The sequence below is a fragment of the Rhodococcus oxybenzonivorans genome (assembly GCF_003130705.1).
Taxonomy (GTDB): Bacteria; Actinomycetota; Actinomycetes; order Mycobacteriales; family Mycobacteriaceae; genus Rhodococcus_F; species Rhodococcus_F oxybenzonivorans.
Genome location: NZ_CP021356.1, coordinates 146,514 through 171,959, shown reverse-complemented (window position 1 = coordinate 171,959; position 25,446 = coordinate 146,514). Strand labels below are relative to the sequence as shown.

General features: G+C 64.0%; 16 protein-coding genes and 8 pseudogenes. 15 read left to right on the top strand and 9 right to left on the bottom strand.

From position 1 onward, the window contains the following. The first annotated feature begins 158 nt into the window (after positions 1-158). Positions 159-548: a rhodanese-like domain-containing protein gene (locus CBI38_RS36435; RefSeq protein WP_230990448.1), complete on the top strand. Its 390-nt coding sequence runs from the start codon at positions 159-161 to the stop codon at positions 546-548. A 421-nt stretch (positions 549-969) separates the two neighbouring features. On the opposite strand, the pseudogene CBI38_RS36430 reads toward CBI38_RS36435, so the two are convergent. Beyond that, a pseudogene (locus CBI38_RS36430) lies at positions 970-2,400 on the bottom strand (NADH-quinone oxidoreductase subunit N). Between the two features lie 164 nt (positions 2,401-2,564). Between CBI38_RS36430 and CBI38_RS36425 the strand changes: the two are divergent. The 4 genes and pseudogenes from CBI38_RS36425 to CBI38_RS36410 form a co-directional block, all read left to right on the top strand. Continuing rightward, positions 2,565-2,855, top strand: a pseudogene (locus tag CBI38_RS36425) (transposase); the annotation flags it as partial. Between the two features lie 165 nt (positions 2,856-3,020). Continuing rightward, a complete protein-coding gene (locus tag CBI38_RS36420) occupies positions 3,021-4,223 on the top strand; it encodes a site-specific integrase (RefSeq protein ID WP_109336257.1) in 1,203 nt (400 codons plus the stop codon). Next, a complete protein-coding gene (locus tag CBI38_RS36415; protein WP_109336256.1) occupies positions 4,220-5,149 on the top strand; it encodes a tyrosine-type recombinase/integrase in 930 nt (309 codons plus the stop codon). Before CBI38_RS36420 ends, CBI38_RS36415 begins: the two co-directional genes overlap by 4 nt. Continuing rightward, positions 5,146-5,910 carry a tyrosine-type recombinase/integrase gene (locus CBI38_RS36410; RefSeq protein WP_109336255.1) on the top strand — a complete coding sequence of 255 codons (765 nt, stop codon included), beginning with the start codon at positions 5,146-5,148 and terminating at the stop codon, positions 5,908-5,910. The genes CBI38_RS36415 and CBI38_RS36410 overlap by 4 nt, the downstream gene beginning before the upstream one ends. 59 nt (positions 5,911-5,969) lie before the next feature. Here CBI38_RS36410 and istB read toward each other — a convergent pair. Next, a pseudogene (gene istB, locus CBI38_RS36405) lies at positions 5,970-6,811 on the bottom strand (IS21-like element helper ATPase IstB). Further along, positions 6,808-8,171, bottom strand: a pseudogene (locus CBI38_RS36400) (IS21/IS408/IS1162 family transposase). Before CBI38_RS36400 ends, istB begins: the two co-directional pseudogenes overlap by 4 nt. A 142-nt stretch (positions 8,172-8,313) precedes the next feature. Between CBI38_RS36400 and CBI38_RS36395 the strand changes: the two are divergent. After that, positions 8,314-8,544, top strand: a pseudogene (locus tag CBI38_RS36395) (tyrosine-type recombinase/integrase); the annotation flags it as partial. Positions 8,545-8,644: 100 nt separating this feature from the next. Here the strand turns inward: CBI38_RS36395 and CBI38_RS36390 are convergent. From CBI38_RS36390 to CBI38_RS36365, 5 genes and pseudogenes are all read right to left on the bottom strand, one after another. Further along, a pseudogene (locus CBI38_RS36390) lies at positions 8,645-8,935 on the bottom strand (transposase); the annotation flags it as partial. 246 nt (positions 8,936-9,181) lie between these two features. Then, on the bottom strand, positions 9,182-9,346 hold the full coding sequence (locus CBI38_RS38230; RefSeq protein ID WP_204165060.1) for a hypothetical protein: 165 nt from the start codon (positions 9,344-9,346) through the stop codon (positions 9,182-9,184). Further along, positions 9,339-10,562 carry a hypothetical protein gene (locus tag CBI38_RS36385; protein ID WP_162603419.1) on the bottom strand — a complete coding sequence of 408 codons (1,224 nt, stop codon included), beginning with the start codon at positions 10,560-10,562 and terminating at the stop codon, positions 9,339-9,341. Before CBI38_RS36385 ends, CBI38_RS38230 begins: the two co-directional genes overlap by 8 nt. Next, positions 10,553-10,900 (bottom strand): NADH-quinone oxidoreductase subunit A, encoded by a 348-nt coding sequence (locus CBI38_RS36380; RefSeq protein ID WP_109336253.1) that lies wholly within the window; start codon positions 10,898-10,900, stop codon positions 10,553-10,555. The genes CBI38_RS36385 and CBI38_RS36380 overlap by 10 nt, the downstream gene beginning before the upstream one ends. A 902-nt stretch (positions 10,901-11,802) precedes the next feature. Then, a complete protein-coding gene (locus CBI38_RS36365; protein ID WP_109336368.1) occupies positions 11,803-12,081 on the bottom strand; it encodes a hypothetical protein in 279 nt (92 codons plus the stop codon). A gap of 591 nt (positions 12,082-12,672) precedes the next feature. Here CBI38_RS36365 and CBI38_RS36360 point away from each other — a divergent pair. From CBI38_RS36360 to CBI38_RS36345, 4 genes and pseudogenes are all read left to right on the top strand, one after another. Beyond that, positions 12,673-13,053 carry a BlaI/MecI/CopY family transcriptional regulator gene (locus tag CBI38_RS36360; RefSeq protein WP_109336250.1) on the top strand — a complete coding sequence of 127 codons (381 nt, stop codon included), beginning with the start codon at positions 12,673-12,675 and terminating at the stop codon, positions 13,051-13,053. Next, positions 13,050-14,009 carry a M56 family metallopeptidase gene (locus tag CBI38_RS36355; protein ID WP_109336249.1) on the top strand — a complete coding sequence of 320 codons (960 nt, stop codon included), beginning with the start codon at positions 13,050-13,052 and terminating at the stop codon, positions 14,007-14,009. The genes CBI38_RS36360 and CBI38_RS36355 overlap by 4 nt, the downstream gene beginning before the upstream one ends. A gap of 396 nt (positions 14,010-14,405) precedes the next feature. Then, positions 14,406-15,233 (top strand): annotated as a pseudogene (locus CBI38_RS36350) (hypothetical protein); the annotation flags it as partial. A gap of 605 nt (positions 15,234-15,838) precedes the next feature. After that, positions 15,839-16,485, top strand: a pseudogene (locus CBI38_RS36345) (DUF3105 domain-containing protein). A 288-nt stretch (positions 16,486-16,773) separates the two neighbouring features. On the opposite strand, the gene ctaD reads toward CBI38_RS36345, so the two are convergent. Continuing rightward, on the bottom strand, positions 16,774-18,540 hold the full coding sequence (gene ctaD, locus CBI38_RS36340; protein ID WP_109336247.1) for an aa3-type cytochrome oxidase subunit I: 1,767 nt from the start codon (positions 18,538-18,540) through the stop codon (positions 16,774-16,776). Between the two features lie 1,008 nt (positions 18,541-19,548). On the opposite strand from ctaD, the gene CBI38_RS36335 reads away from it, so the two are divergent. From CBI38_RS36335 to CBI38_RS36315, 5 genes are all read left to right on the top strand, one after another. Further along, complete coding sequence (locus CBI38_RS36335; protein ID WP_109336246.1) at positions 19,549-21,267, top strand: VanW family protein; 1,719 nt, start codon at positions 19,549-19,551, stop codon at positions 21,265-21,267. 271 nt (positions 21,268-21,538) lie between these two features. After that, entirely contained in the window at positions 21,539-22,336 is a 798-nt protein-coding gene (locus tag CBI38_RS36330; protein WP_109336245.1) for a GNAT family N-acetyltransferase, read from the top strand. After that, a complete protein-coding gene (locus CBI38_RS36325; RefSeq protein WP_230990480.1) occupies positions 22,333-23,352 on the top strand; it encodes a hypothetical protein in 1,020 nt (339 codons plus the stop codon). Before CBI38_RS36330 ends, CBI38_RS36325 begins: the two co-directional genes overlap by 4 nt. A gap of 167 nt (positions 23,353-23,519) precedes the next feature. After that, positions 23,520-23,708 (top strand): hypothetical protein, encoded by a 189-nt coding sequence (locus CBI38_RS36320; RefSeq protein ID WP_109336243.1) that lies wholly within the window; start codon positions 23,520-23,522, stop codon positions 23,706-23,708. Between the two features lie 399 nt (positions 23,709-24,107). Continuing rightward, entirely contained in the window at positions 24,108-25,046 is a 939-nt protein-coding gene (locus CBI38_RS36315) for a HAMP domain-containing protein (RefSeq protein ID WP_109336242.1), read from the top strand. The last annotated feature ends 400 nt before the right edge of the window (positions 25,047-25,446 follow it).

Genomic DNA, 25,446 nt, shown 5'->3' with positions numbered 1-25,446 from the left:
TGCGCCCCACCTGACGCGCCGAAGGAGGCGATTGGGACATGCGGTCGTCGGTGCCCTTACTGGGACTGCCACCACCCGGCTCTGCGCGCACGCCCTGTCGGTCCGGCAGGGGGATGCTCCCGATCGATGTGGGCGCTTCCTTTGTGACGCTGCTGATCATGGTATTGCTGGTTGTCGTCGGCTGCGGGTCCGAGCCCCCGACCGGCGCGACGGCTGACCAAGGGCCGGCCGTCCGACAAGTTGGAGTTTCCGAGTTCGCCGACGCAGTCGCAGCTGCCGACGTGTTCGTCATCAATGTCCACACCCCGGACGAGGGATCGATCGCTGGCACGGATGTGTGGATACCTTTTGACCAGCTCAGCCAGCGCGCCACCGAACTGCCCAATGATCGGAGTACACCGATCGCCATCTACTGCATGACCGGACGCATGAGCGCAGTCGCAGCCGGAACCCTCACGTCGACGGGGTACTCGAACCTTATCGAGTTGAGCGGCGGGATGAAGGCATGGACAGCCGCCGGACGTGCACTGCAACCTCCGGGTTCCTAGGAAACGGTGTCCGGCCATCCGTCCCCCCGCGCATCTTGTGTCTCCCGCGCCGCGACTGTGGAGCGGCGCGGGACTAAGCGGACTTCCCTGGCAAGACCGCGGACGGTGCACCCAACTACTAACGGTCTTAGTAGGCGCTGGTAGAGTGCCCGCGGAATGAGTGGAAACTCTTCCCAAGGATGGCCGATCGGAGGAGGCGGATCTGTTGACTCAGACACCTATCTACGACAAACTCATGCACACTCTGCGTGTGGGTCATCCAGTGTTCGATCTAGACCTGCGGGATTCTCTTATCGACGCGGACTCGGAGCCGGGTCGATCGACGAACCGACCGAGCGTCTTGCAGCAGAACCGTAGGACTAGTGCTTCGGTGCCGAGGCACGCCCGGAAGGACAGTCGAAGATAGGCGCCGTGTAGAGGGTCAGCGTGCGGCCAGCGGCCCACCGAATACGGCGAGAATTGGTCCCGAGAGAACTCCGAGTAACACCGATACCGCGGCAAGGGCGCAGACCGCCGTACGCTGCGGTCGGCCGGGTGTTTCGGAGATATCCGGGCCGCCTCCCAGCGCGGGCACGATCCACCTCAGGTAGTAGAACGAACTTGCCACTGTGTTTACCGCGGCCAGTACCACCAGCCAGCCGAGACCAGCGTCGAAGGCAGCAGTGAAGACCGTGAGCTTCCCTGCGAATAGCCCCGTGGGGGGAGTGCCGACAAGCCCCCGAGCAGGCACACCACCAGGCTGACGGCGAGCCAGGGGTATCGACGTAGTAGACCCCGGTAGTCGCTCAGTATCTTCAGTTGCGGCAGGGCGCAGACCACCGCGAACGCGCCGAGGTTCGTGACCGCATAGGCCGCAAGGTAGAGCAAGACGCTGGGCAAGGCGAGGTCGCTGCGCCCCTCGGCCGCCACCGCGATGAGAGTAGATAGCCGACCTGACTAATTGTCGAGTAAGCGAGCAGTCGCCTGACGTTCGTCTGGAAGAACGCCGCGAGATTGCCGAGAGTCATCGTGGCGGCCGCGATCACGGCGATCAGCAGAGGCTAATTCAACTCTGTCCCATCGAGGAGTGTGGCCGCTAGCCGGTAGGTCGCTACCACCGCACCGACCTTGGGCACTGTGGTGACGAACGCAGCGACGGCTGGGCGCGCACCCTCTGTCACGTCGAGCACCCAGAAATGGGTTGGTACCGCGCCGGCCTTGAACAGTAGACCGGCCAGTAGCGCGACTGCCCCGATCGCAAATGCGCCTCGCGGCGCAGCGGACGCAGTCTCCGCGAGGGCGTGGTACGCGGTGGCGCCGCCGATCCCGAACACGATGGTTGCGCCGAACAGCATCGTGGGCCGAACAGCATCGTGGGCCGAACAGTGCACCGAGGAGGTAATAATTCATGGCCGCTTCGGTCCCGGCGGGATCTTTTGCGAAGCCGGTGAGCGCGTACAACGGAACACTGGCAAGCAGATATGCGCCGACGAGGAGCATCAGGTCGCTGGTCCCGGAAAGCAGGACAGCGCCGAGACCCCCAAGTAGGAGTAGGACCACGAACTCGGATTCCCGTGTGTTGTTTCGGGTCTCGGGGGGCCGAGAGCGCGAGGACCACCAGCGCGGATACCGTGACGATGATGCGCGTCGCATTGGTCGCCGAGTCGATGGCGTAGCTGGCGTCGAACACCGTCGTCGGATCCTTGCCCCAGGCCGTCAAGGTGGCCACCAACGCGGAGAGGACACCAACGGCGGCGAACGTTCGGACAACCCATTGGAGGTTTCGAGGCAGGAATGAGCCGAGGAGTAAACCCGCGACTGCGAACGCCGCGAGAAGCGCTTCGGGCAGCAAGAGGAGGAGTTCTGTGCCCATCCCTCCGGTCATCTCGCCCATGTCAGCGATCCAGCAGAAGGAGAAGGGCGCGGGAGGACGGTTCAATCACATCGAGTAGGAAGCGCGGGAAGAGGCCGATGATTACCGACGCAACGATTAGTACTGCAACGGCACTTGCTTGACAGGTAGTCGATAATGGTTGGGTGGTTGTCGATCTGGTTGCTGCCGAGTTGGAAGCGTTGCACGAGCGGATTTCTGGTCGGTTCATCCGGTCGGAGCCACGGTCTCGGGTCCAGGAGTATGTCGCGGGTTTGGTTGCGGGTCTGGAACGCAAGAACGGGTGGACACTGGCCGAGCGGGCCGGCGAGATGAGCCCGGACGGGATGCAACGGTTGCTGCGGCGGGCGGACTGGGACGTCGACGGGGTCCGTGACGACGTCCGCGATTACGTGGTCGAACGCCTCGGTGATTCGGCCGGGGTGTTGATCGTCGACCTATGCCGAGTCGGTAACTATGCCGAGGTGCGGCTGGGGTGATGTGATCCGCCGTGCCGGGAGTGGCGGTCTGGATGATGAACGCTCGAACGGGTCGGCATAGTCTCGTCGGCGGGTTGACGCTTCTTTTGTCGGAGCACGGCGCTCCGGGAATGGAGGCGGGTCATGACCCGCACGAGCACGAGAAGGAAGCCTGGCCGGATGGGGCCCTTTATCGAGGGCTATCGGACGTGGCTGTTGGGGCTGGGATACACGCGGGGCTCGGTTGTGAACATGCTGGCCATCGCGGGCGATCTCGGCCGGTGGATGGATGTGCGAGATCTCGCTCCAGAGGGCCTCGACCGGGTCGTGGTGGCAGAGTTCCGCAGTGCGTGCCGCGACGCCGGAATGCATTGCGCGCCGGGGCCGCGTGGGTTGGATCCCCTACTGAATTATCTGGAACACGTGGGTGTGCTGGTCGGGGCCGCCGCGCCGGTCACACCGGTCGAGGAGCTGGTGGCGCACTATCGTAGTTGGCTCGTCGCCGATCGGAGATTGGCGGATGCGACGGTTGTGCGTTACGCGAAATTGGCGCGCTCGTTCTTGTCGCAGCGGGTAACCGAGGACAGTGGCTGGGTCGGAAGCCTCACCGGGGCAGACGTTGTGGCGTTTCTGTTGCGGGAAAGCGGCCGCCTCAGCGTCGGCTCGACCAAGGGGCGTGTGGCGGAGCTGCGGTCGCTGCTGAAGTTTCTGTATCTGGCCGGCCTGACGCCACAGCCGCTTGCCACGGCCTTGCCGCCGGTCGCCGGCTGGCACGACACGGGCGTTCCCAAGGCAATCGCTGCTGCGGACGTGCAGCGGCTACTCGACACCTGCGACCGGACCGACCCCACGGGCATCCGAGACTTCGCAATACTCACGCTGGTCGCCCGACTGGGCTTGCGGTCAGTGGAAGTGGCGCGACTGGAGCTGAGCGACATCGACTGGCGAACCGGGCAAATCGTACTGAGGGGAAAGGCATCTCGCGAGGACGGCATGCCTTTGCCACGCGACGTCGGCGAGGCGTTGGCCGCGTACTTGGCGCAGGCCCGTCCGGAGGTGAGACTCCACCAGATCTTCGTGACATGCAAGGCGCCGAGGCGTGCGATCACACCGGGCCTGGTCAGCGACGTCACCCATCGCGCCTGTGATCGCGCCGGCCTGCCCCGTGTGGGCGCGCACCGGCTACGGCATTCGCTGGCAACGGAGATGTTGCGGCGGGGAGCCACACTCGTCGAGGTGAGCCAGGTGTTGCGGCATCGCGACCTTGCCACGACGGCCATCTACGCGAAGGTCGACTTCGACACCTTGCGGACGATCGCTGCACCTTGGCCCGGAGGTGCGCGATGAGCGCCCTGGCCGACGCTGCCGAAGACTACCTACGGCTGCGTAACAGTCTGGGCCACGACCTGGCTGCATACCACCGCCAGCTGCCGCGGTTCGTCGCCTACCTCGATGCCACTGGCACCCCCACGATCACCGTCGCAGCGGCCCTCGCCTGGGCGCAGGGGCCCGACGTCGACCCGAACACCACTGTCGGGCCAAGGCGGATGACCGTCGCCCGCAGCTTCGCCCGCTACATGGCCGGAATCGACACCCGCACCGAGGTGCCGCCACCGGGGCTCCTTTCGAATCGGCGACGGTGGCGGCCGCCGTACATTTACAGCCCGACCGACATCGACACTTTGATGGCCGGGGCGCGGCGTTTGCACTGGCCGCTGCCCGCGGCCACCCACGAAACGTTGATCGGGCTGCTGGTGGCAACCGGAATGCGGGTAGGGGAAGCGATCCGGCTCGGTCGCGGCGATATCGACTGGGCCGATGCGGTATTGACGATCCGCCAGTCGAAGTTTGGAAAAACCAGACTGGTTCCCGTGCACGCGTCCACCCTCACCGCGCTCGACCGATACACCCGGACCCGCGATTGGATCTGCCCGCAGACCACCGCCCAGAGCTTCTTCGTCTCGATGGCAGGCACCAGAATGATCTACCAGCACGTCCAGCTGACCTTCCGGCGGCTCTGCGACGATGCCGGAATCGGCACCGGAGCCGAACATCCACCACGAATTCACGACCTACGTCACACATTCGCGGTGCGCACCCTACTCGAGTGGTATCGAGCGGGCGTGGACGTCGAAGCCCAATTGCAGACCCTGTCGACCTACCTGGGGCATCGAGATCCGCGGTCGACCTACTGGTATTTCTCCGCACAGCCTGAACTACTCGCATTGGCCGCCGCTCGGCTCGAGCTGTCGCGGGAGGTGATGGGCCGATGAGTCCAATCGCCCCCACCCTGCAGAGCTTCTTCACCGACCGCCTGGCCAGACAACGCCGGGTCAGCCCGCGCACGATCGCCTCCTATCGGGATTCGCTCAAGCTGCTGTTCGTGTTCGTGCAAGAGACATCCGGCACGAAGCCCAGCGACCTGTGTTGGGACGACCTCGACGCCGAGACGATCGGCGCGTTTCTCGATCACCTCGAAACCGACCGTAACAACAGCCCGAGAACGCGCAACCTGCGACTGACCGCGATCCGATCGCTGTTCACCTACGCGGCACTGCGACACCCTGAGCACGCCGAGCTGATCCAGCGAGTCCTTGCCATCCCCGCCAAGCGGTTCGACAAGCAGCTCGTATCGTTCCTCACCGCTGCAGAGATCGACGCCTTGGTCGCCGCACCCGACCGGACCCGATGGGAAGGTCGCCGCGATCGCGCGCTGCTGCTGGTGGCACTCCAGACTGGTCTTCGTCTCTCCGAGCTGACCGCCCTGGTCTGCGCAGATATCACTCTCGGTGCCGGCGCGAATGTCCGATGCGTCGGCAAAGGCCGCAAGCACCGGGCCGTTCCGTTGACCACCGCTACCCAATCCGTTGTTCGCGTGTGGATGGCCGAGCGCGCCGGCCAACCCGACCAGCCGCTATTTCCTACCCGCACGGGACGGCGCCTGAGCGCCGACGCCGTTCAACGCCTCGTCCACGAACACGCCGTCACCGCCGCCCAACAATGCCCATCGATCCGCGCGGACAAGCTGTGCTGATGACGCTCGGCGAAAGTGCTCAGACATGCTCGGTGAAAGTGCCCACCTGTGAGCGGTGATTACTGTAGCGGTTGGCGGGGTGTGGTGGTGGCTTTGCGAAGGTTTTCGGAGCGGGCGTGATGATCACGAAGGCGGTAGGAGTCCCCGTCCAGATTGAGCACCACGGACCGGTGCAGTAGCCGGTCGAGCATGGCCGCGGCGACCGTGGTGTCACCGAGGACCTGACCCCACTCGCCGACACTGCGGTTTGTCGTCATGATGATCGATGTCTTCAAATACCGTTGCGTGACAACCTGAAACAACGCCGACGCCGCCTCGCCTGGCAATGGGAGATAGCCCAGTTCATCGACGACCAGCAGGGTGGGCCGGCGAAGAACCGCATCGTCGTCGCCCACCGGCCCTCGATCGCGGCCCGATGACAGCGGGCGGCGAGGTCCGCGGCAGTGGTGAAGTAGGTGCGGTAGCCGGCGTGCACCGCGGCCCGCGCCAGCCCGACCGCCAGGTGTGTCTTGCCGACCCCAGGCGGGCCGATAAGCAGCAGGTTCGTCGCGGTTTCGAGATAGCGGCAGGTCTCGAGCTCGGCGATCAGCCTCCGGTCGAGGCCCGCGGCGGCGTCGAAGTCGAAGTCCTCGAGCGACGCCGGTGTCGGCAGGCACGCAAACCGCAATCGCCCGGCGAGTCGGCGGGCCTCGGTCGCCTCGACCTCGATCGAGAGCAACTCCTCCAGGGTGGCGGTCATCGACAGGTTGTTCTGTTGGGCGCGGTCGAGGACCGCGGGCAGGGCTTGGGCGGCGTCGTGGAGTTTGAGCACGGCCAGATGGCCGCGCAGGCGTTGGTAGAGGCTGGCCGCCTCGGCGGTGCTCGGCGCCGGCACCGCATCAGGTTTCGGGGTGGTGGTCATGCGAGGGTGTTCCTTCCGCGGGCGGCCCGCTCGTAGGTGGACAGGTCGATGACCGTCGAGGCCGTTGCAGCCGAGGGTTCGACCGCACTGGTGGTTCCGGTGGTGTTGCGGCGCAACATGTCCGCGGCCTCGAGCGCGGCGGTCCGGGTGGGATCCGTTCCTTCCGGCGGTGCGGGCGACCGGCGGAGCCGGCGGCCGCCATGGCCACTTGCTCGAGCGCGTAGACATGGCCGTGGTCGCGGACCGTGACTCCGGCGCCGTCCGGGGCGAGGCGGTGGCGGGCGATGGTGATCTGCGCAGTGGTGACGATGTCGATCACCTCCGATCCGAGGACTTGGGTGACGGTGACCTGCGCCGACGCCAGCTCCGGGGGCACCGAGTACCGGTTGCCGCGGTAGGACACCAGCGCCTGCCGCGATGCGGTCCGGGGTTCGGTGAGGATCGCCGGATACGGCGTAGCCGGCAGCGCGGTCAACGGTTCGGCGGCCGCCACCGTCGCCACCGACGCCTTGCCGTTGGCGGTGGCCCGCATCCGAGTGTCACCCCGCAGTCGGCAGAACTCGTCCACGCGTTGTTGGGCCTGCTCGACGGTGACGTCGTCCGGCAGGGTGCGCCACCATCGTTGCGCGGCGGTATGATTCGCCTTCTCGACCACACCTTTGCGGTTCCCGGCTTTAGGTGGGCAGATCGCCACCGAGACGCCGTAGTGCTTCGCGACGCCGGCGAAGCTCGCGGTCACCCGGCCCGACTCGGGATGGCAGACGGTGGCCATCCGATCGAACCGCCACACCCGCGTCACGCCGCCGAGCCGGCGGCTGACCCGGTCGAGGCCGTCGACCAGGTGCGGTTGGGTCATCGCCGGTGCCAGGATCCCGCGCCAGCGCCCCGAATGCGCCAGGGAGCCGACCAGCAGGTGCGCCATCCCGCCCCATCCCCAGGAGGCGGGTGGATTCGGCAGATCGACCCAGTCCCACTGAGTTTCCTCGCCGGGCGGATGGTCGATCATCGCGTTCACCCGGTCGGTGGCGTTCGCGCAGGCCCCGCACACCGGGCGGAGTTTGCGGTCGCGGATCTGCCGGGTCAGCGTCGGATACGACAGCCGGTACCCGAGCTCTTCGAGCTCGTCGCACAGGGTGCGGGCCCACAGGTGCGGGTCCTCGGCCAGACGGCAGGTGACGTACTCGATGAACGGCTCGAACGGGTCTTCACGTGCGGGTTTACGGACACCTGGCGTGGTGACGCCGTTGATGTAGTTGCGGATGGTGCGGCGGTTGCGTCCGGTGTGTCGGGCGATCGCCGAGATCGTCCAGCCCTGTTTGTGCAGTGCGTGTACTTCCACGTCTTCCTCCCATGTCAGCATGAGATTGCGGGTCTCCTTCGAATCGCTGGTGCGTGGTCAGAGACCACCAGCATCGAAGGAGACCCGCCCTCATCGGCGGAGCCACACGGGTGTGCACTTTCGGTAAGCAGAACTGAGCATTTTCAGCGAGCGCCATCAGTGCCCCCACGTTCTGCGCCACAGCTGCGCCATGTCGCTACTCCACGCCGGCGTGGATACTGCGGTCATCGCGCTCTGGCTGGGCCACAACGACATCCGCTCGACGAGCGTCTATCTCCACGCCGACATGACCATCAAACAGCGGGCGCTAGAACTCACCGCCCCAACAGCCACGCCCCCTGGGCGCTACCGCCCCAACGACGCCCTGCTGGCATTCCTGGAAGGCCTGCAATAATGCCGACCCGCAGACCTCGCACGTCAGCCAGAAGCCCACCACGGGACGGTAGTTCACATCACCCCAGCTGCACCTCGGCATAGTTACCGACTCGGCATAGGTCGACGATCAACACCCCGGCCGAATCACCGAGGCGTTCGACCACGTAATCGCGGACGTCGTCACGGACCCCGTCGACGTCCCAGTCCGCCCGCCGCAGCAACCGTTGCATCCCGTCCGGGCTCATCTCGCCGGCCCGCTCGGCCAGTGTCCACCCGTTCTTGCGTTCCAGACCCGCAACCAAACCCGCGACATACTCCCGGACCCGAGACCGTGGCTCCGACCGGATGAACCGACCAGAAATCCGCTCGTGCAACGCTTCCAACTCGGCAGCAACCAGATCGACAACCACCCAACCATTATCGACTACCTGTCAAGCAAGTGCCGTTGCAGTATTAGGCCCCCACCCGGTAAGCCAGACAGCGGCCCAAGCGAGGATTTCCATGGCGTTGAACCACACCACACCGACGGAGAAGTCGGCGACAACCCCGACCCAAGGGCGTGACGATCGATGCCAACACACCGGCGAGCAGCAACGTAATGCCACCTGCGCGCCACAAGATGAGATCAGCGGCAACGGTATGACGACGTTGCTGAATCAGTAGTCCCGCAACCGAACGAAGTGGGTATCCCAGTGCATACCCAACGGTGACCCGTCGACCCGGGCCCTCCCCACTGCGTCGACGGTGACGGCCACAACAACATAGATCCCGACGATAACCGGCAACAGCGCCGCGCCCCACCAGGGCACCACCTCAACCATGATGCCGACCGATGGCCAACGCCTCGACGTCAGGATCCAAGCTCGCCACAATCAATCTCGTTTCTGCTAACTCTGTTCCCAACAACAAGTTCGGGAGAGAGTCCAGGATCCACTCCACGTCGGATCTCTGCTCAGCCGCGAATCCGTATGAGATTAACGGCGCCGCGTCGTCCAGATGCGGGAGAGCATCCAATATCTCGGTGAGCATCGTGCGTAGCCGGTCTAATGCATCGCCCGCCAGTCTCGTCGGTGTCGTCGGGTCAGCGCGAATCGCACCCAGCCCGGAAAGAGACCAGCGAAGCACTCGCGAGTGCATCACGCGATTAGTCCAGCGGCGAAGCCGACTTATATCACCGCTCGCCAACGGGCCGGAAAGTATGTTGTCTCTGAGCCGGCTTGCGGTGATCGATGCGTAGTCCCACCCGACAACCGACAAGAGAGTCGCACACGAATCCAGACGGTACGCGATCAGTCGTCTGGTCGCGTACGAGATGCTAATCGGATCGCCAGCCAGGGCCTTCACCCAGGGCTGAAGCCAGAATGCATCGTCCGGACGGTCCGGCGCTAGGGCTGACACGTCCGCTTTCTGAATGACGTCGCCTTGCAGCTTCGTTTGAATCAGAAGGCCCGTAGGCCAGTGTGGCGTCGCCGGACCAAAGGGGACAGTCAGGACATCGAGTTTCAGCCCGTCGCGGTCCTCTGCACGATCGGCCATGGGAATGCCTCCCGGCATTTCCATGGACGCCATATTGTGGCCGTGATGCGTGTGGTCTGGGGCGTCTCTGTCCTCCATGTCCATATTGTGGCCGTGATGAGGATTGTGCGGATCGCGCTCCCCGTCCGGCTGCCCGGCGGGCGCGTCGACGCCGTTGTCGTTCGTGCCAGAGGGCGTATGGTTCGCCGTCTGGTGGACACCCGAGCGGAGCCGGGCCGCGGCATCCGCGAGATCGCTGATGGAAGAGGTGAGGTCCGATATGTCCACACGAATTCGTGGCTCCGGCATGGACTTCCACAGCACCCGTACATAAGATTCGACAGTGTCATGTTCCAGCCCTGCTACGACGAGAATGTTCGCCTCGGCGCCGCTGGCAGCCAAGCGCCAGCCGTATTCCCGGATGGAACGTTCTATCGACAAGCGGACGGCGGTGCCGCCGGGCGCGGTAACGAGCAGAGGGCATACTTCTAGCTTGGCCAGGATCCTGGCGTTCATATCCACCGCAAGGCACCCTCCCGCCACGCGTACGTAACGCCGGCAATGAGGATGGCAAGGAAAACGAACATCTCAACGACAGCGGATGCACCCATCCGTCCGACGACGAGTGCCCACGGGTACATGAACACCATCTCCATGTCGAACGCGAGGAAGATCATCGTGATCGCATACCAGCGGACGTGGTAGCGCGATACTGCGTGCACGGTTGGCACCGAACCGGAGAGAAATGGCGGAGCGTCGCGGAGTGTGTCGGGTGTGTGCAGTAGGAACGCGGTGGCGTACACCACCGCGGCTCCTGCGGCTACCACCGCGACGACGACTGCGAGATTCCAGACAATCACTGTGCAGCATCCCTCCTGCGGTCCGCTTCAACGGTCTGTCAACTATGCATCACCGTCGTACGACATCTCCGGAATATCGAGCACGCCCCGTGCACGAGCGGACTGTGCGACCTTTAACGGCCACGTCGTTGGAGCCCGGCCGTTCTTGGCCTCATTCAGACTCATGAAAGGTGTACCTGCCGCAGTCCTGGCCTGTCCGATCGGCACGGGCCTGATGATGTGGATGATGATGCGCGGACAGCGCAACGGAGCCGACGACTCAAGCGAACAACAACAGGTCAGACAACTGCGTGCGGAGATCGACCAACTCGAGGCCGAGTCGGCTATACGGCATGTCTCACGGTCGTTCTGATGTCCCACCTGGGTCGCCGTGGTCACTGCGGCCGCCGCGGTGAGCATCGCTTATTTCTCGTGTGTCCGGCCGATGCGCCGTGGCCGGTGCGCACGGGTCACGGATCCGGTATTGGTAAGCCGTCAGGTCACTGAACTCCGAGAGGAAGCACGAATTCTCCGGGCGCAGGATTCTTTGGGAAACGGTACGGCGGGCACCGCGACGTCGACACCACCCCGGGGCGATTTCGGTCCCACCTCCTGGAAGAGATGGGACCGACAGATGAGCCGTGGATGCGGGCTCCGATGCCGACCGTATGTGCATCGCGCTCCAGTTGCACCGTGAGGTCGGCACCGGGCGATTGACACTCGACGAATACTCCAAACCGGGACGCTGCGCACTCTCGGAGACCTTGCGGCCGACCAAGGTTCTCCCGCAGTGTGTTGTGCCGCCCAACCGCCGTCCCTCGCGAATCAGCATGTCGTGTCGCCGCTGCGCGTTGTACTGGCATTGCTTCTGGCCGCCGACCTGACCGCGCTGGCGGATCCCCGCCAGCAGCAGCGATGACGGCTCAGCCGTTATCGGAGTAAACGAATCGCCGGGTCACCAGATGTTTGGTGTCGGTCAGCGTTTCCTCTCTGATCCGCCCCTGATCGTCCAGGGTCAGTAGGACGTTCATTGACGTAGCCGGATGCCCGAGCGCCAGCCGAACCGGCCCGTCACCTTGTGAGATCCGGACTGCAACCGGAGCGGTACCGGCAGCATACGGCGGCTCCTGCGCCAGGAAGAATGCAGCGGAAAGATCCAACCGCTGAGGATCGGAGGTGCCGACGGACGTATCACTCGTCACCGCCTCATACTCGGTGATGTCGCCCGCTGCGCGCAGTAACTCCACCGCGCGAGCGAGATCATCCCCACCGGGTTTCGTCGGCCACGGAAGCAGCTCACTGACCGTTTCGCCGTCCCAGCCCGGCGCGTCAACTCGGAGGTGGGTACATTGTCACCATCGCCCGCGGCGCAGCACGCACACCGGCCGAGAGTTTCTCCGGTTCCGGGGCCGCCCAGGAGAGTGAGGCTTTCTCCGCTACCTTCGGCCCGCCCCCATCTGGGTAGCGAGGTGGCCCGACCGTCGCATTCGTCCTCACTTCCCGGGATATACGGGCGGTCCCGCTCGGAACGTTAGCCCGGCATCATCGTCGCGCACATCTCGCACATTTGTCCGATCATCATCATCTGACAATCTACCCAGGCCTGTATGTTCGCCAGCATGTCCATAATGTCCTCCTTCGAGCGTGCGTCTCCGACGCGTTCGCGTTCGGCTAATCTACTATTTACGTACGTAGATAGTAGAAGTCAAGTTGGACAGCGCCTCGTTGGCTCTGCCAGGGATTGTTGATCAGCAGAGAAGTAACCTGTGAGGCGAGTGCAGCGGGAGGCAGCGATGGGTGTGCGTGGATTCGGGGAGCTCGAGGCGGTTGTGATGGACCGGCTGTGGAGTCGTGAAGGAACAACGACGACGGTTCGCGAGATTTTCGATGAGCTCGCCGAACATCGTGAGATCGCCTATACCACTGTGATGTCGACGATGGACAACCTGCAACGCAAGGGTTGGTTAGCACGGGAGCGTACCGGAAAGGCGTTCCGCTATTGGCCCACACTCACGCGGGAAGAGCACAGCGCTCGGCTGATGCGTGATGCCTTCGCCGCCGGCGGCAAGTCCGACGTCGTGCTGGCCCGCTTCGTCGAGCAGATGAGCGACGAGGAGTCCGCCAGTCTGCGCTTGGTCCTGCGGCGATTGGCCGAAGCCGAGGATGCGGGATGAGCGTAGCGACGTGCCTGATGCTGTACAGCGTCGCCGTGGCGGTGTTCGGCTCGCCGTTACTGATGCGGACTACCCATGGGGGTATAGCCCCGCGACTGGGAGTTACGGCTTGGGTGGCGGCGATCGCCAGTGTGGTGCTCTCGTGGACTGCGGCTGCGGTGTTTCTCCTCTTCGAACTCGTGCGCACCTGGAACCAGCCGGGCTGGTCGGTGATCGGGTCGTGTTTCTCCGGTTTACGTGATCTCGTCACTGGCCAGGCCGGTATGGCAGTACAGGTCGGCCTGCTAGTGCTGTCGGTATTGGCCGTGCTCGCCGTATCGGTGGTGGTCTGGCGTCTTGGGCGCCGGGTGCTTCGCATGCGCAGCCGCACCCACGGTCATGCGCAGATGGCCCGGATCATTGGTCGCCGCGTCGCCGGACTGGATGCACTGATCGTCGAGGCCCCGGAACGGGCGGCGTACTGCGTTGCGGGCCGACCTCACGCCATCGTGGTGACCAGTGCAGCCATGGAGGCACTTGATGGACCACAACTCGAGGCGGTTCTCGCCCACGAACGCGCACATCTGACGGGCCGGCACCACCAGCTGCTCGCCGTCCTGCGTGCTCTCGCAGCAAGTCTCCCGCGGGTGGCGTTGTTCACGATCGGCGCCGCCGAAGTCGCTCGGCTGTTGGAGATGTGCGCGGACGACGATGCCGTGCGTGCGCATGGCTCTCGGTCCCTGCTCGAGGGGCTGATCGCCCTGTCGGGAGCAGGTCCGATTCCGGGCGGCGCTCTGGCGGCCACCAGCATCGCCGTGCTGGACCGAGCCGGACGACTCGCTTCGCCGCCTCGGCCCGGCGAGCTTGCGCGTATGCGGATATTTATCACAGCAGTAATCGTGCTCATCGCTGTAGGACCTGTGGTCACCGGGATGCTTGCCGCCACGGGGATGGTGATGTGCGGCCTGCCAGGGTGATCGTGCCCGGGTGTCACGGCTGAACCCGGCGGTCGCTGGATTCACCCACGGCGTTGATTTGCGCTACCCGACAGCCCGGATTCGTGAGGTGCAGCCGCAGTTGGTCAACCGCGTTATGAAACTCAATCCGCCCTTGGAAGTCACCTGCGCAAAGCTATATGCACGCATCGTGCAGATATGAGCAGATGACGAAGCCACGCCCGAGGTCGGAAGCTGCTGCTGGAAGCGCTGCATAACTGAGAACATCGTCACCAAGGGCGCACAGACGGTGAGTGAAACGGTGGCGGTTACTCGTGGGCCGCCGCACGGATGTGAGCTGTGCAGTTGTTACCGCTGCCCGCTGCTGTTCTTTGGGGCCGGGCGCTTGGAGCTGATTGACCAGACTCACTCCTATGCGTCATGCCGCCGTTCAACACCGCGATCGTGAAGGGATACAACGCGCTGACCGGTGGCAGAGTCAAGCTCGGCAAGTGGGACGAGTACATGTCCATGCGAGCCGGGGTGCTGGCCATCAACACCGCGTTCAGGGACCTGTTGTCCAACGACCTCGGCGCCGTGGCGGGGATGCTGTTCGATATCGGCACCGGCCGCTTTCCCGCCCCTCCATTACCAGGCGAGGACACGGCAGACGCCCGGTCGGTGTGGCACGCAGAACTCGCCCGGGCCCGCGACAACATCAAGGTGGACAAAGCCCAGGCCGCCGCCGATCAGCAGGACGTCACCCATACCCAGGTACAGGGGTGGCTGCGAGATCTCGGCCTGGCGCTCGGGTTCGACGTGTGGATCGCGAGCAACGATCGGGGTAGGCCCTACGGCGACGGCCGCCTCGCCGACGGGTGTCTGGCGGTACTCCCACCGCCGATCGCCGGCGGTCCGGCCAGTGACGCCATCAGACTGATCGACGTACTGTGGCTGGAGTCGAATGGGTGCGTAACGGCGGCGTTCGAGGTCGAGCACAGCACATCGATCTACTCCGGTATCGTTCGGATGCTCGACCTCGCCCTCTCCGGCGAGCCTGGCGCTATTCGCGGTCTATACCTGGTGGCGCCCGACTCTCGTGAGGAGGAGGTACGTGCGCAACTGCGCCGCCCCGCGTTCAGCCGGGTCTCCGACCTTCACGTGCGGTACCTCCCCTATGGCGAGCTCGACAGCAACCGGGAAGCCATCGCACGGTTCGGCCGCGGCCTCCACCCCATCGAACAGCTCGCCCGCAACTTGAACTGACGGCATCCCAAGTGCAGTAGTGCTGGCCGGTCTCGCCACGCTGGTGACCGGTGAACCGGCCCAGTGGCCTCGTCGGTGCTGGGGCAGTACCCGTGGTCCGCACGCGACCCTCCCAGCCGCGGTGTCGCGCGCCACACGGTCGCCAGCACCGATTGCTGGCAGGTGTTGATCGCCGTGGTGCCGGTGGAGTCACGAGCCGGGGTGCCACGGGCGGCCATACTTCGTCGGGCGTGAGCCCCAGCCAAGCCGGTGTGCGCATCTGCGAAACGCAGCGCCCAAACTCTTGCTGCACCGTGAAACTGAAACGTGAATGCCTCGTCCGCCGCACCCGATCACCCCACGATCGTCAAGGTGGCAGCATGGCGAGTGCGGTTCGGCAGCGGTGTATTACTCTCACGCCATTGTTGTTCCTTCGGTGGAAACTATCGGGGGGACAGCAGGTTCCGTTTCGCGTAGGACCTAACTCCTATTATGCATAGTAGTTAGGTGGGGTTCCGGGGAACCGGGGAGAAAGAAACAGGTCTGTAGGTGACGAGAAAACGAAGTAAAGGAACCCGACCTCGGTCGAATGCCGGGGCTCGGGGATCCGGAGCATCCCGGGGCTGATGATCGGCGCAGGGGTAGTCATTGTGGGGTCGGTCGGAGCCATCGCTTACAACGTGGTGCCCAAGGCGCTCGAGAAGAGGCGTAACAGTATTCACCGAGCGCGGACAACCCGGTCCCTTCCTCGGAAATCGGCGGGGTGACAAAAATCGAATACCCGGCTGGCAATCACATTCAGGCACCGCAACGGGTGGCCTATGACAAGAGTCCCCGGTTCGGCGGCGCACACGATCAGTACTGGGCCACCTGCACCGGGATCGTCTATCCCGAACCGATCCGCACCGCGAACGCTGTACCGTCCCTCGGGTACGGTGCCGTCTGGATGTCCTACAACCCGGACAGAATGAGGGGCGACGACATCGCCGTGCTTGCATCCAACCTCGATGGCGAACCGTACACCCTGATGTCGCCGTATCCCGGCCTCGATTCATCAGTGTCTCTCCAATCATGGGGGCACCAACTCAAACTCGACGATGTGAGAGATCAGCGGATATCGCAGTTTGTTGCGGCTTGAGCCAGAACACGAATGCGTACCCGGGGCCGGGGGCGGAATGCTCGACCGTGCCGGGAGGCTTCGACCCGGCCAACCCGCCACCATTCAATCCTTCCCGCGCCCGGCTCGGATGCGGTACCAGCTACCGACAAATAGTCGCAGTCGGGCCAACAGGACGAGGCTACTGGCCCGCTGCCGAGTACACCGGCCGCGCCCGGTGAAGTACCAATGGCTGGTGGCGTCACGGATTGAGATGTAACCCGAGACCGGCGCAGGACAACGCACGCTTACGGCTCTGCGGGCAGGACATTGGGATCGGTATGGGTTCTCGTCCTGCTTGTGTCGTCCCCGGTTGGGTGTGGTTGGGTTCGGTGCACCCTCCTCACTTGACGGCGAGCGGCTCGTAAAGTTCTTGTACGAGTGATGACGCTGGTGCCGCCGTACCTAACAGGTGGTGGGGCCACCGGGTTCGGCGGAGCGGGTTGCGGTGTCCTCGACTTCGGTCACCGTCTGTCGGTGGCCGCCCGGACCAATGTGGGCTTCCGCACGCATCCGATCCACCATGTGCGGGTAGTGCAGCTCGAACGCGGGGCGTTCGGAGCGGATGCGGGGCAGTTCGGTGAAGTTGTGCCGCGGTGGCGGGCAGCTGGTGGCCCACTCGAGGGAGTTGCCGTATCCCCACGGGTCGTCGACGGTCACGACTTCACCGTACCGGTAGCTCTTGAAGACGTTCCAGATGAACGGCAGCACCGAGGCGCCCAGTACGAAGGACCCGATCGTGGAGATTGAATTGAGGACCGTGAAGCCGTCCGAGGGGAGGTAGTCGGCGTAGCGACGCGGCATGCCTTCGGCCCCGAGCCAGTGCTGGACGAGGAAGGTGCCGTGGAAACCGGTGAACGTGGTCCAGAAGTGCCACTTGCCGAGGCGCTCGTCGAGCATGCGTCCGGTCATCTTCGGGAACCAGAAGTAGATGCCGGCGTAGGTGGCGAATACGACGGTGCCGAAGACCACGTAGTGGAAGTGGGCGACCACGAAGTAGCTGTCGGTGACCTGGAAGTCGAGCGGCGGGCTCGCGAGGATGACGCCGGACAGGCCACCGAAGAGGAAGGTGATGAGGAAGCCGATGGAGAACAGCATGGGGGTCTCGAACGTCAACTGTCCCTTCCACATGGTGCCGATCCAGTTGAAAATCTTCACCCCAGTCGGGACGGCGATCAGGAATGTCATGAAGGAGAAGAACGGCAGTAGGACCGCGCCGGTGGCGTACATGTGATGCGCCCACACCGCGATCGACAGGGCCGCGATGGCCATGGTTGCGAACACCAGCCCGTTGTAGCCGAAGATCGGTTTCCGGCTGAAGACGGGGAATATCTCGGTGACGATGCCGAAGAACGGTAGCGCGATGATGTATACCTCGGGGTGGCCGAAGAACCAGAACAGGTGTTGCCACAACAACACTCCGCCGGTGGCCGGGTCGAAGATGTGGGCACCGAGGTGGCGGTCGGCGAACAGACCCATCAGCGCGGCGGTCAGCAGCGGGAACGCCAGCAGAATCAGGATGCTGGTGATGAAGATGTTCCACGTGAAGATCGGCATGCGGAACATGGTCATGCCGGGGGCCCGCAGGCAGATGACGGTGGTGATCATGTTGACACCACCGAGGATGGTGCCGAGGCCGGCGACCGCGAGGCCCATGATCCACAGGTCGGCTCCGACGCCGGGTGAGTGCAGCGCACTCGTCAGGGGAGTGTAGGCGGTCCAGCCGAAGTCGGCGGCACCGCCGGGGGTGATGAAGCCGGCGGTGGTGATGATCGCGCCGAATAGGTACAGCCAGTAGCTGAACGCGTTGAGGCGGGGGAACGCGACGTCGGGGGCGCCGATCTGCAGCGGCAGGATGTAGTTGGCGAACCCGAATACGATCGGCGTCGCATACAGCAGCAGCATGATCGTGCCGTGCATCGTGAACAGCTGGTTGTACTGCTCGTTCGACAGGAACTGCATGCCCGGGACGGCGAGTTCGGCGCGGATGAGCATCGCCATCAGTCCACCGACCATGAAGAAACCGAACGAGGTCGTCAAGTACATGATCCCGAGCATCTTCGGGTCGGTGGTCGTCACCATTTTGAAGAGGAACGAGCCCTTCCGTCCCCGCCGCGACGGATAGGGGCGGGTGGCAGCTATTTCGGTCGGTTTGGGTACTGCAGTAGGCATCGCTCCTCCGGACCTCACGTTCAGACGAGTCTTCTTTACGGGCACGTGTATGAAAATGTGCGAGTTGCCGCTTCACCTCAAAAGCGGAACTACTAAGATGCATAGTAGTTTGGACGGTACGCCGTCGAACACCGAATTGCTACGGTTTCGAGGTTGCAACCGCCGTCAGCCGCGGCTGGGCGGTGCCGAGTGTTCGGTCCTAGTGGCCGGGCATTGAGTGATGGCTCCGGATTGAAAATGCTCCTACCGCTATCGAGTATCTCGCCGGACTCTGGGCGACTGGTGTGCTTGCATTACCTGACTGTCGGGCGAGTTCATCGCGCGATCTCGTCGGTGTGCGGGCCTTCATCGGGCCTACGCGTGTTTTTCGAGGAACACGTGCACGCCATCGACCAAAGGATACGACGGGGGCTTCGGGCGGCGATGCGAGATGATCACCGCTGCTGAATGACTCACCCGTCGTGTCACGACCCCCTCTGCAGGAGGGACGCTTTGGTGTGAATCTGTCACGCTGCTCTGTGTAGCAACCCATTCTCATGGGTGCCGATGCGGCTTGGCGTCGAGCTGATCGGCTGACGCTCTGAGTCGAGGCCCCGGCCGGGGAAGTGCCCCCCGGCCGGGGTTGGTTGTGCGGGGAAGAAACTTAGAGGGGAACTTCCTACTCGCTAGTAGGCGAGGGCACGCATGAACTGTAGGTGAACGTCCAGTGAAGGCGCAGTGACGCCGGTCACTTTCTCTGTATTTCTCAGGTTGCATTAAGGAACAGGGTGGTGGTTACGGGCGTGTGTCGATGTCATGGGGGATGTGGCCGGGCGTCACACGGCAAGTCGTCGGCCGAATCCTCCTCTCGCACTGCGAGCCCCGTCGGAGCCCTGCGCCCGGGGTGATTGCGGTGGATGGTCGAGGGGTACGAGCGCTGGGATTGAAGCTGACATTTCATTCGGGCGGCGGCATGCTTGGTGCGGGCCCTCTGTCTAAGACGGTGCACTGCAGAACGAAGGAAGTGGCATGCCGAGTGCGGCGATACCCGATGGAGAGATGCCTGGCGGACAGCAGGCAGCGGCCACTCGTCGACGGGTTCCCGGTTTCTGGTTGGCGGTTGCGGGTTTAGCGGCGGTGGGCGCAGCTGCGTACGGGATCGATGTTCTCACCTCGGTCGGTAAGCTGCCCCGCGGTGTAGTGGTTGCCGGTATAGACGTCGCTGGACTGCGCCGGGACGAGGCGTCGACGCGGCTCCGCATCGAACTCGCCGAACGCGCGGAGCGACCGATACGGATACACGCGGGTGATGTGAGTGCTGAGATCGTGCCAGAACGGGCTGGTTTGAGCATCGACTGGGAGGCCACATTGGATCGCGCCGCCGCGACGGCGCTGAACCCGTGGACCCGTCTGACGTCGTTCTGGTCCTTCCGCGACGTCGGGGTGACCACGCGTGTCGATGAGAGTCAGCTCACCGGTGCGGTCGAGGCGTTGCGACCCGGCGTCGACCGAGCGCCGATCGAGGGCGACATCGTGTTCGAGGGAGGGGATCCGGTCGCCGTATGGCCGGTATCGGGTCGCACCCTCGTAGTCGATGCGGCCAAGCAGATTCTGCGTGATTCGTGGGCCGAATCGGAGGTTCTCACGCTCCCCGTCGACACCACTGCGACTGCGGTGAGCGAGGATGGCGTCCGCCGGGCCCTGGCCGAAGTCGCTGTCCTGGCAGATGTGCGGGTGATCGGCAGGAATCGCGTGGTCGCGACGATAGGCAGCGAGCGGATCGGCCAGGTCTTGTCTTTCACCCCCGACGGCAGGGGCGGGCTTGTGAGGCAAGTCGACATCGAGGCCGCCATCGGCATTCTGGGACCGCAGCTGGCGTCTACTGAAGTCCGACCGCGGGACGCGACCGTGCGGTTGTCCGGTGGCCGGCCGGAGGTCGTACCCGCGAGCGAGGGAGAAGTTGTGGACTGGATCAAGACGCTCGAGTCCCTGTCCGTGGCCGACACGGTACCGGGTCCGCGCAGCGTCAACGCGATCTACGTGCCTGCCACCGCGGACTTCACCACTGAGCAGGCGGAGAGCCTCGGCATCGAGGAGGTGATCGGCGAATTCACCACCGCCGGCTTCAGCGCAGCGTCCGGGGAGAATATCCGCAGGATCGCGGAAGAAATCAACGGTGCGGTGATCAAACCCGGAGACACATTCTCCCTCAACAACTTCACCGGACCGCGGGGCGAGGACCAAGGGTACGTCGAATCCGGAATCATCAACAACGGGCGTCCGGACAGGGCGGTCGGCGGCGGAATCAGTCAGTTCGCCACCACGCTCTACAACGCGACCTATTTCGCCGGACTCGACGACGTCGAGCACACCGAGCACAGCTACTACATTTCCAGATATCCCCCTGCCCGCGAGGCGACGGTGTTCGAGGGCGCGATCGACCTGAAGTTCCGGAACCCTGCCGACACCGGGATTCTGATCGAGACCATCGGTACCGGATCAAACATCACGGTGCGTGTCTGGGGCACCCATACCGTCGATGTCGTATCGATCACCGGTGATCGATACGACTACACCCCTCCGCAGCAATTGACACTGTCCGGGGACTCCTGCACCCCGTCGACCGGCTCGCAGGGGTTCACCACCAGTGACACCCGGGTGATCGCCGATCACACCACCGGCAGAGAGATCTCACGGACGACGCGGACTGTCACATACGACCCATCGCCGATAGTGACTTGCGCGTAGCCACTCGATTCGTGCTGCGGACGGTGTTCGTCCGTGGACCGAGGAGCTCCGGAGTCACGTGGCGCGTCGGCGCTCGTAGCACCACCACAGAATGAGGATGACCGCCAAAACCTACAGGAGGGGACTCCGCTTCCCGGGACGCCGACAGTGGCAGAGGATCCGAATGACTACTATGCTTCTTAGTAGTTACGGATCCTGTCGCCGGTGGACCGATGATGGGCCACCCGGTGATCCCAGAGGCGAGCCCACGGGCATCTGAGCGGAGCAGTCAATGGCCGAGACCGTGCCCGATCCACCCGATCGAGGAAAGGAACCCGTCGGTTGGCACTTACCCGTTCGACTTCCGTTCAGTACTCCCGACCACGCTGAATCCGTTGTTCTGCTCATACGCCAATTGAGCCCGGAGGATCTGCCCGAATCCGCACGGGCACATCGTGAGTTGCTGCCGCAGGGCCTGTTTCCCGCATTGGGAGATCGGTTTCTCCGTCAGTGGCACGCATGCGTCCTCGGCGAATCCCACGCGATCGCGCTCGTCGTCGAGGACGTAAGCGGCCCCGACCATCGGATCGTCGGATTCCTGCTGGGAGCCACCGATCAATCCGCGCATATCAACGGGATCTTGATGCATCGCCGTGCGCTGGGCAAGCTGATCGGTGTCGGTGTCCTTGCCCTGATCCGGAGACCGAAGATCGCGATTCGCTTCGCGCGTACACGAGCAGGGCCCTGGACGCGTCGCCTGCTCCGGTCGGTCCCGACACCACGGGCAACCGCCCAGGAGCATGTTCCGGCGAACCGGACCGCCGTTCTGTCCGCCGTCGCCCTCTATCCGGAGGTGCGCGGAACGGGAACAGGCACTGCCCTCGTCGAACGATTCCTCGTGGAATCACGGGCGGCCGGAGCCGAGACCGCGACCCTGGTCACCAAGAGGACGGCCGAAGCAGCAGCACGATTCTACGAACGACTCGGATGGCACGCTGTACAGGAGGGCGCGACCCGCGACGGCGCTCCCCTCCGCGTATACCGCATTCCCCTCAACGAGACAGTCCACCACCGTAAGGAATCCACGTGAGTGATCTGCCCCGCCGGAGGGCCTTAGCGCTGATGGTCTCACTCCCGGCAGCGGCCCTCGCTTCCTGTGCACTGAATCGGACCAACCCGCGGGCAGACACGCATCCTCTCGATCCGAAAGCTCCCGCCGCTGCCGATGGCGCGCCAGCGCCCGGCGCTCAGCCCGCGCAGCTCTCCCCCCAGACAAGCGGATGGAAGGCCGGGCCAGGTGAGGTGTTGCCGGAAGTCAAACAGACCGCGACGGCGTTCATCGAGTCGGCTGGAACTTGGCGCACGGCTCGAGGTGTGCAGGCCTCTTCGGAGGGATCCGGCGCCGTACCGCAGGCGCCCCTGACCGCATCGATCCTCGAGGTCCCCGGAGCAGAATCGAGTTCTGTGCAGGTGGTTTACCCGCAGTACGGGGGCATAACCACCGATACCGCAGCGGTGATCGTGTTGTTCGATCAGCAGCTCCGCGGACCTGGCGGTATCACCAGCCGGCAGCTGGCTCTCGACGTGCGGCTACTTCGCCGTGCTGGAGGAATGTGGGAGGTTGATCGAATCAATCCACCGACCTCCCTCGGGTCGGCTGTGCCTTTGAGTGCCGCCGCCACCGAGGTGCTGACCGATCGTCGCATCAGGCTGTCCTCGCCGGCACAGACGGATGTCAACACCGGTCGGGTCGACGAACAGATATTGCAGATTCTGCTGGGTCTGGCCGAGGACTACGAGCTCGGGATCCAGGTGATCCACACCGGACACATCCAAACCGTCTTTCCCACTTCACGCGTGTCCAACCATGCGGTGGGGCGAGCGGTCGACATCCGGGAGATCGATGGGAAGACGGTAATCGATCCGACGATGTCGCCCAGCGTCCTCGCGCGTTTCATGCAACGCGCATCCGAACTCGGCGCCACCGAGGTGGGCGGCCCCTTCGACCTCAATGCGGAGCGCAAGGGTTTCTTCACCGATGATGTCCACCAGGATCACATACACATCGGCGTCACTCCCGGCGACCCCCTGGCGCATCTACGGTGAGCGCACCGGCTACGAGCGTGACCATCGCTGCTGCGAGGGCCTGTCTGCCGGCCGTCTCCATACTCTGGTGAGAGAAGGCGTCGACAATAGCCCATCTACTATCTTAGATAGTAGATCGCAGGCCTGGCCGGCGGAGGAAGATCCGACGGCACGACAAAGGAGAACTCATGGGATTGATGCCATTCGCTGTCGTCATTCTGGCCTGCCCAATTGGGATGGCCGCAATGATCTGGCTGATGTCGCGGGGCAAGAACAAGGATCACGGTACGAGCAGTGCAGAGCGACAAATGGCGCGGCTGCGTTCAGAGATCCACCGACTCAATGCCGAGCACGCCGCGCAGCCGAGAAACCGGTAAACTGCCGATCTTCGCGGCCGCCAACCGTCAGCCGCCCGATCGAAACCCGCAATTCTGTTCAACTGCGTTCGGGAACACGCGACAAGGCCGACATCAGCCCAGATGGCATCGAATCATGACGTATACCGCCGAAACCGTTTCACGCACATCTGTCGCATGGCCCCGCCAAGCGCAAACAGAACGCCAACGCACGTCGCACCTACCCAAGCCGCCGGATGAGTTATGCACTCGGCATCGACGCCACCAGAGCCTGAGGGAGGCGGCCGAGGGCGTCTGCTCTCAGAGGGCACGCACATCACTGCAAAGTTGTCCGACACCGATACGGCGCTCTCCCGCAGGCGTGATCGCAACCCTCGCCCGTCCCGTCGCTAACGCTCCTCATCAACCGCTGACCGACGCATGATCACACCGACGATGGGGACGAGAGTTCCACGTATTTCGCTGCGCAGCAGGGTCAACCTGCTGACCGCAGCCCTGGCCGCGGTCGCTGTCTTTGTCTCCGTCGTGGCGATCTATTTCGTCACCGAATATTCTCTGCGCGCACAGATCAACGATCGGCTCAATCGCGAAGCCGACGTCATAATCGCCAGCGCCCACTCGGGTGCACCCCTGGAGTTCTTCGGGCTCGGGACGACAAAGACCCTCGAAGTCGCGTTGATCACCCAATCTGGGGATGTGGTTGCCGCACCCAGCCCCCTCTTCCGCGACGAATCCGTCCTTCGCGACGGTCCCGAAATTGCGGTGGCGCAGGGGCTTGAGCCCGTCTCCATCCGTGAACTCGCAGGTTATCAGGTACTCGCGAAAAAGATGCCGACCGGCGAGACCCTGGTTGTCGCCGAATCGTTGAAACCAACCCGGGTAATACTGGGCAAGCTACTTCTCGCGCTGACTTCACTCGGCGGATTCTTGATCGTCTTGTCGATCTTCGCCGGATCCGCCGCGATCAACACCGGACTCCGGCCGGTCCGCCGACTCGTGCTCTCCACGCGGCGTGTCGCAGAAACGCAGGATCTTCAACCGATCCTCGTCCGCGGACACGACGAAGTTGCCCAATACGCAGCCAGTTTCAACATGATGCTCGAAGCCCTGAGCCGGTCTCGCGATCACCAGCGAGCACTGATCGTAGACGCCGGACGAGAACTACTCACTCCTCTGACCGCACTGCGCACCAACCTCGAGTTGCTCATCATGGCCAGCAACGACAACGTGCTACAACTGAGCGACGCCGAGCGAGACGCTTTGTCCTCAGACGTGATCGCGCAGATCGACGAACTCTCTCGCAGGGTGGGGGAGTTGGTCGACCGTGCTCGAGAGAGTCACACATCCGAGACAAGCTGACGCAGCTATTTCTCGTTGGGAACGGCCAACTCCGGGGTTGCGCCCTGCGTGGCCCTTCGACGCTGGGGCATTGCTATCCTGGACCAATTATCGATGCCGGTGGAGGGGTGCCGCGCGACCAGGCATCTTGCGGTGTCCTCGAGAATGTGTCCCGCAGGGATTCTCACGGGGAAACCGTCTCCGGACCGCTAACCGCGATTGACGTCAACCTCGATCCTCGACCGCGTGAACTGAACGGCTATGGATGCCCCTGGGATTCACAGCCGGAGCTCAGGGACTCACGCTACGGTAGCTTTCGCGGGCGCCGTCGAATCCGGGGCCGAGGTTTGCAGAAGACTGCAACCACAGAGCCTGGGTCTCCGGACGCGGCGCCCGTCCAACCGTGACCTCAAGAGTGCCG

Coding starts and splice junctions, on each gene's coding strand:
- CBI38_RS36435 (WP_230990448.1), top strand. CDS start 159: ATGGTATTGCTGGTTGTCGTCGGCTGCGGGTCCGAGCCCCCGACCGGC.
- CBI38_RS36420 (WP_109336257.1), top strand. CDS start 3,021: ATGACCCGCACGAGCACGAGAAGGAAGCCTGGCCGGATGGGGCCCTTT.
- CBI38_RS36415 (WP_109336256.1), top strand. CDS start 4,220: ATGAGCGCCCTGGCCGACGCTGCCGAAGACTACCTACGGCTGCGTAAC.
- CBI38_RS36410 (WP_109336255.1), top strand. CDS start 5,146: ATGAGTCCAATCGCCCCCACCCTGCAGAGCTTCTTCACCGACCGCCTG.
- CBI38_RS38230 (WP_204165060.1), bottom strand. CDS start 9,346: ATGGTTGAGGTGGTGCCCTGGTGGGGCGCGGCGCTGTTGCCGGTTATC.
- CBI38_RS36360 (WP_109336250.1), top strand. CDS start 12,673: ATGGGTGTGCGTGGATTCGGGGAGCTCGAGGCGGTTGTGATGGACCGG.
- CBI38_RS36355 (WP_109336249.1), top strand. CDS start 13,050: ATGAGCGTAGCGACGTGCCTGATGCTGTACAGCGTCGCCGTGGCGGTG.
- ctaD (WP_109336247.1), bottom strand. CDS start 18,540: ATGCCTACTGCAGTACCCAAACCGACCGAAATAGCTGCCACCCGCCCC.
- CBI38_RS36335 (WP_109336246.1), top strand. CDS start 19,549: ATGCCGAGTGCGGCGATACCCGATGGAGAGATGCCTGGCGGACAGCAG.
- CBI38_RS36330 (WP_109336245.1), top strand. CDS start 21,539: ATGGCCGAGACCGTGCCCGATCCACCCGATCGAGGAAAGGAACCCGTC.
- CBI38_RS36320 (WP_109336243.1), top strand. CDS start 23,520: ATGGGATTGATGCCATTCGCTGTCGTCATTCTGGCCTGCCCAATTGGG.
- CBI38_RS36315 (WP_109336242.1), top strand. CDS start 24,108: ATGATCACACCGACGATGGGGACGAGAGTTCCACGTATTTCGCTGCGC.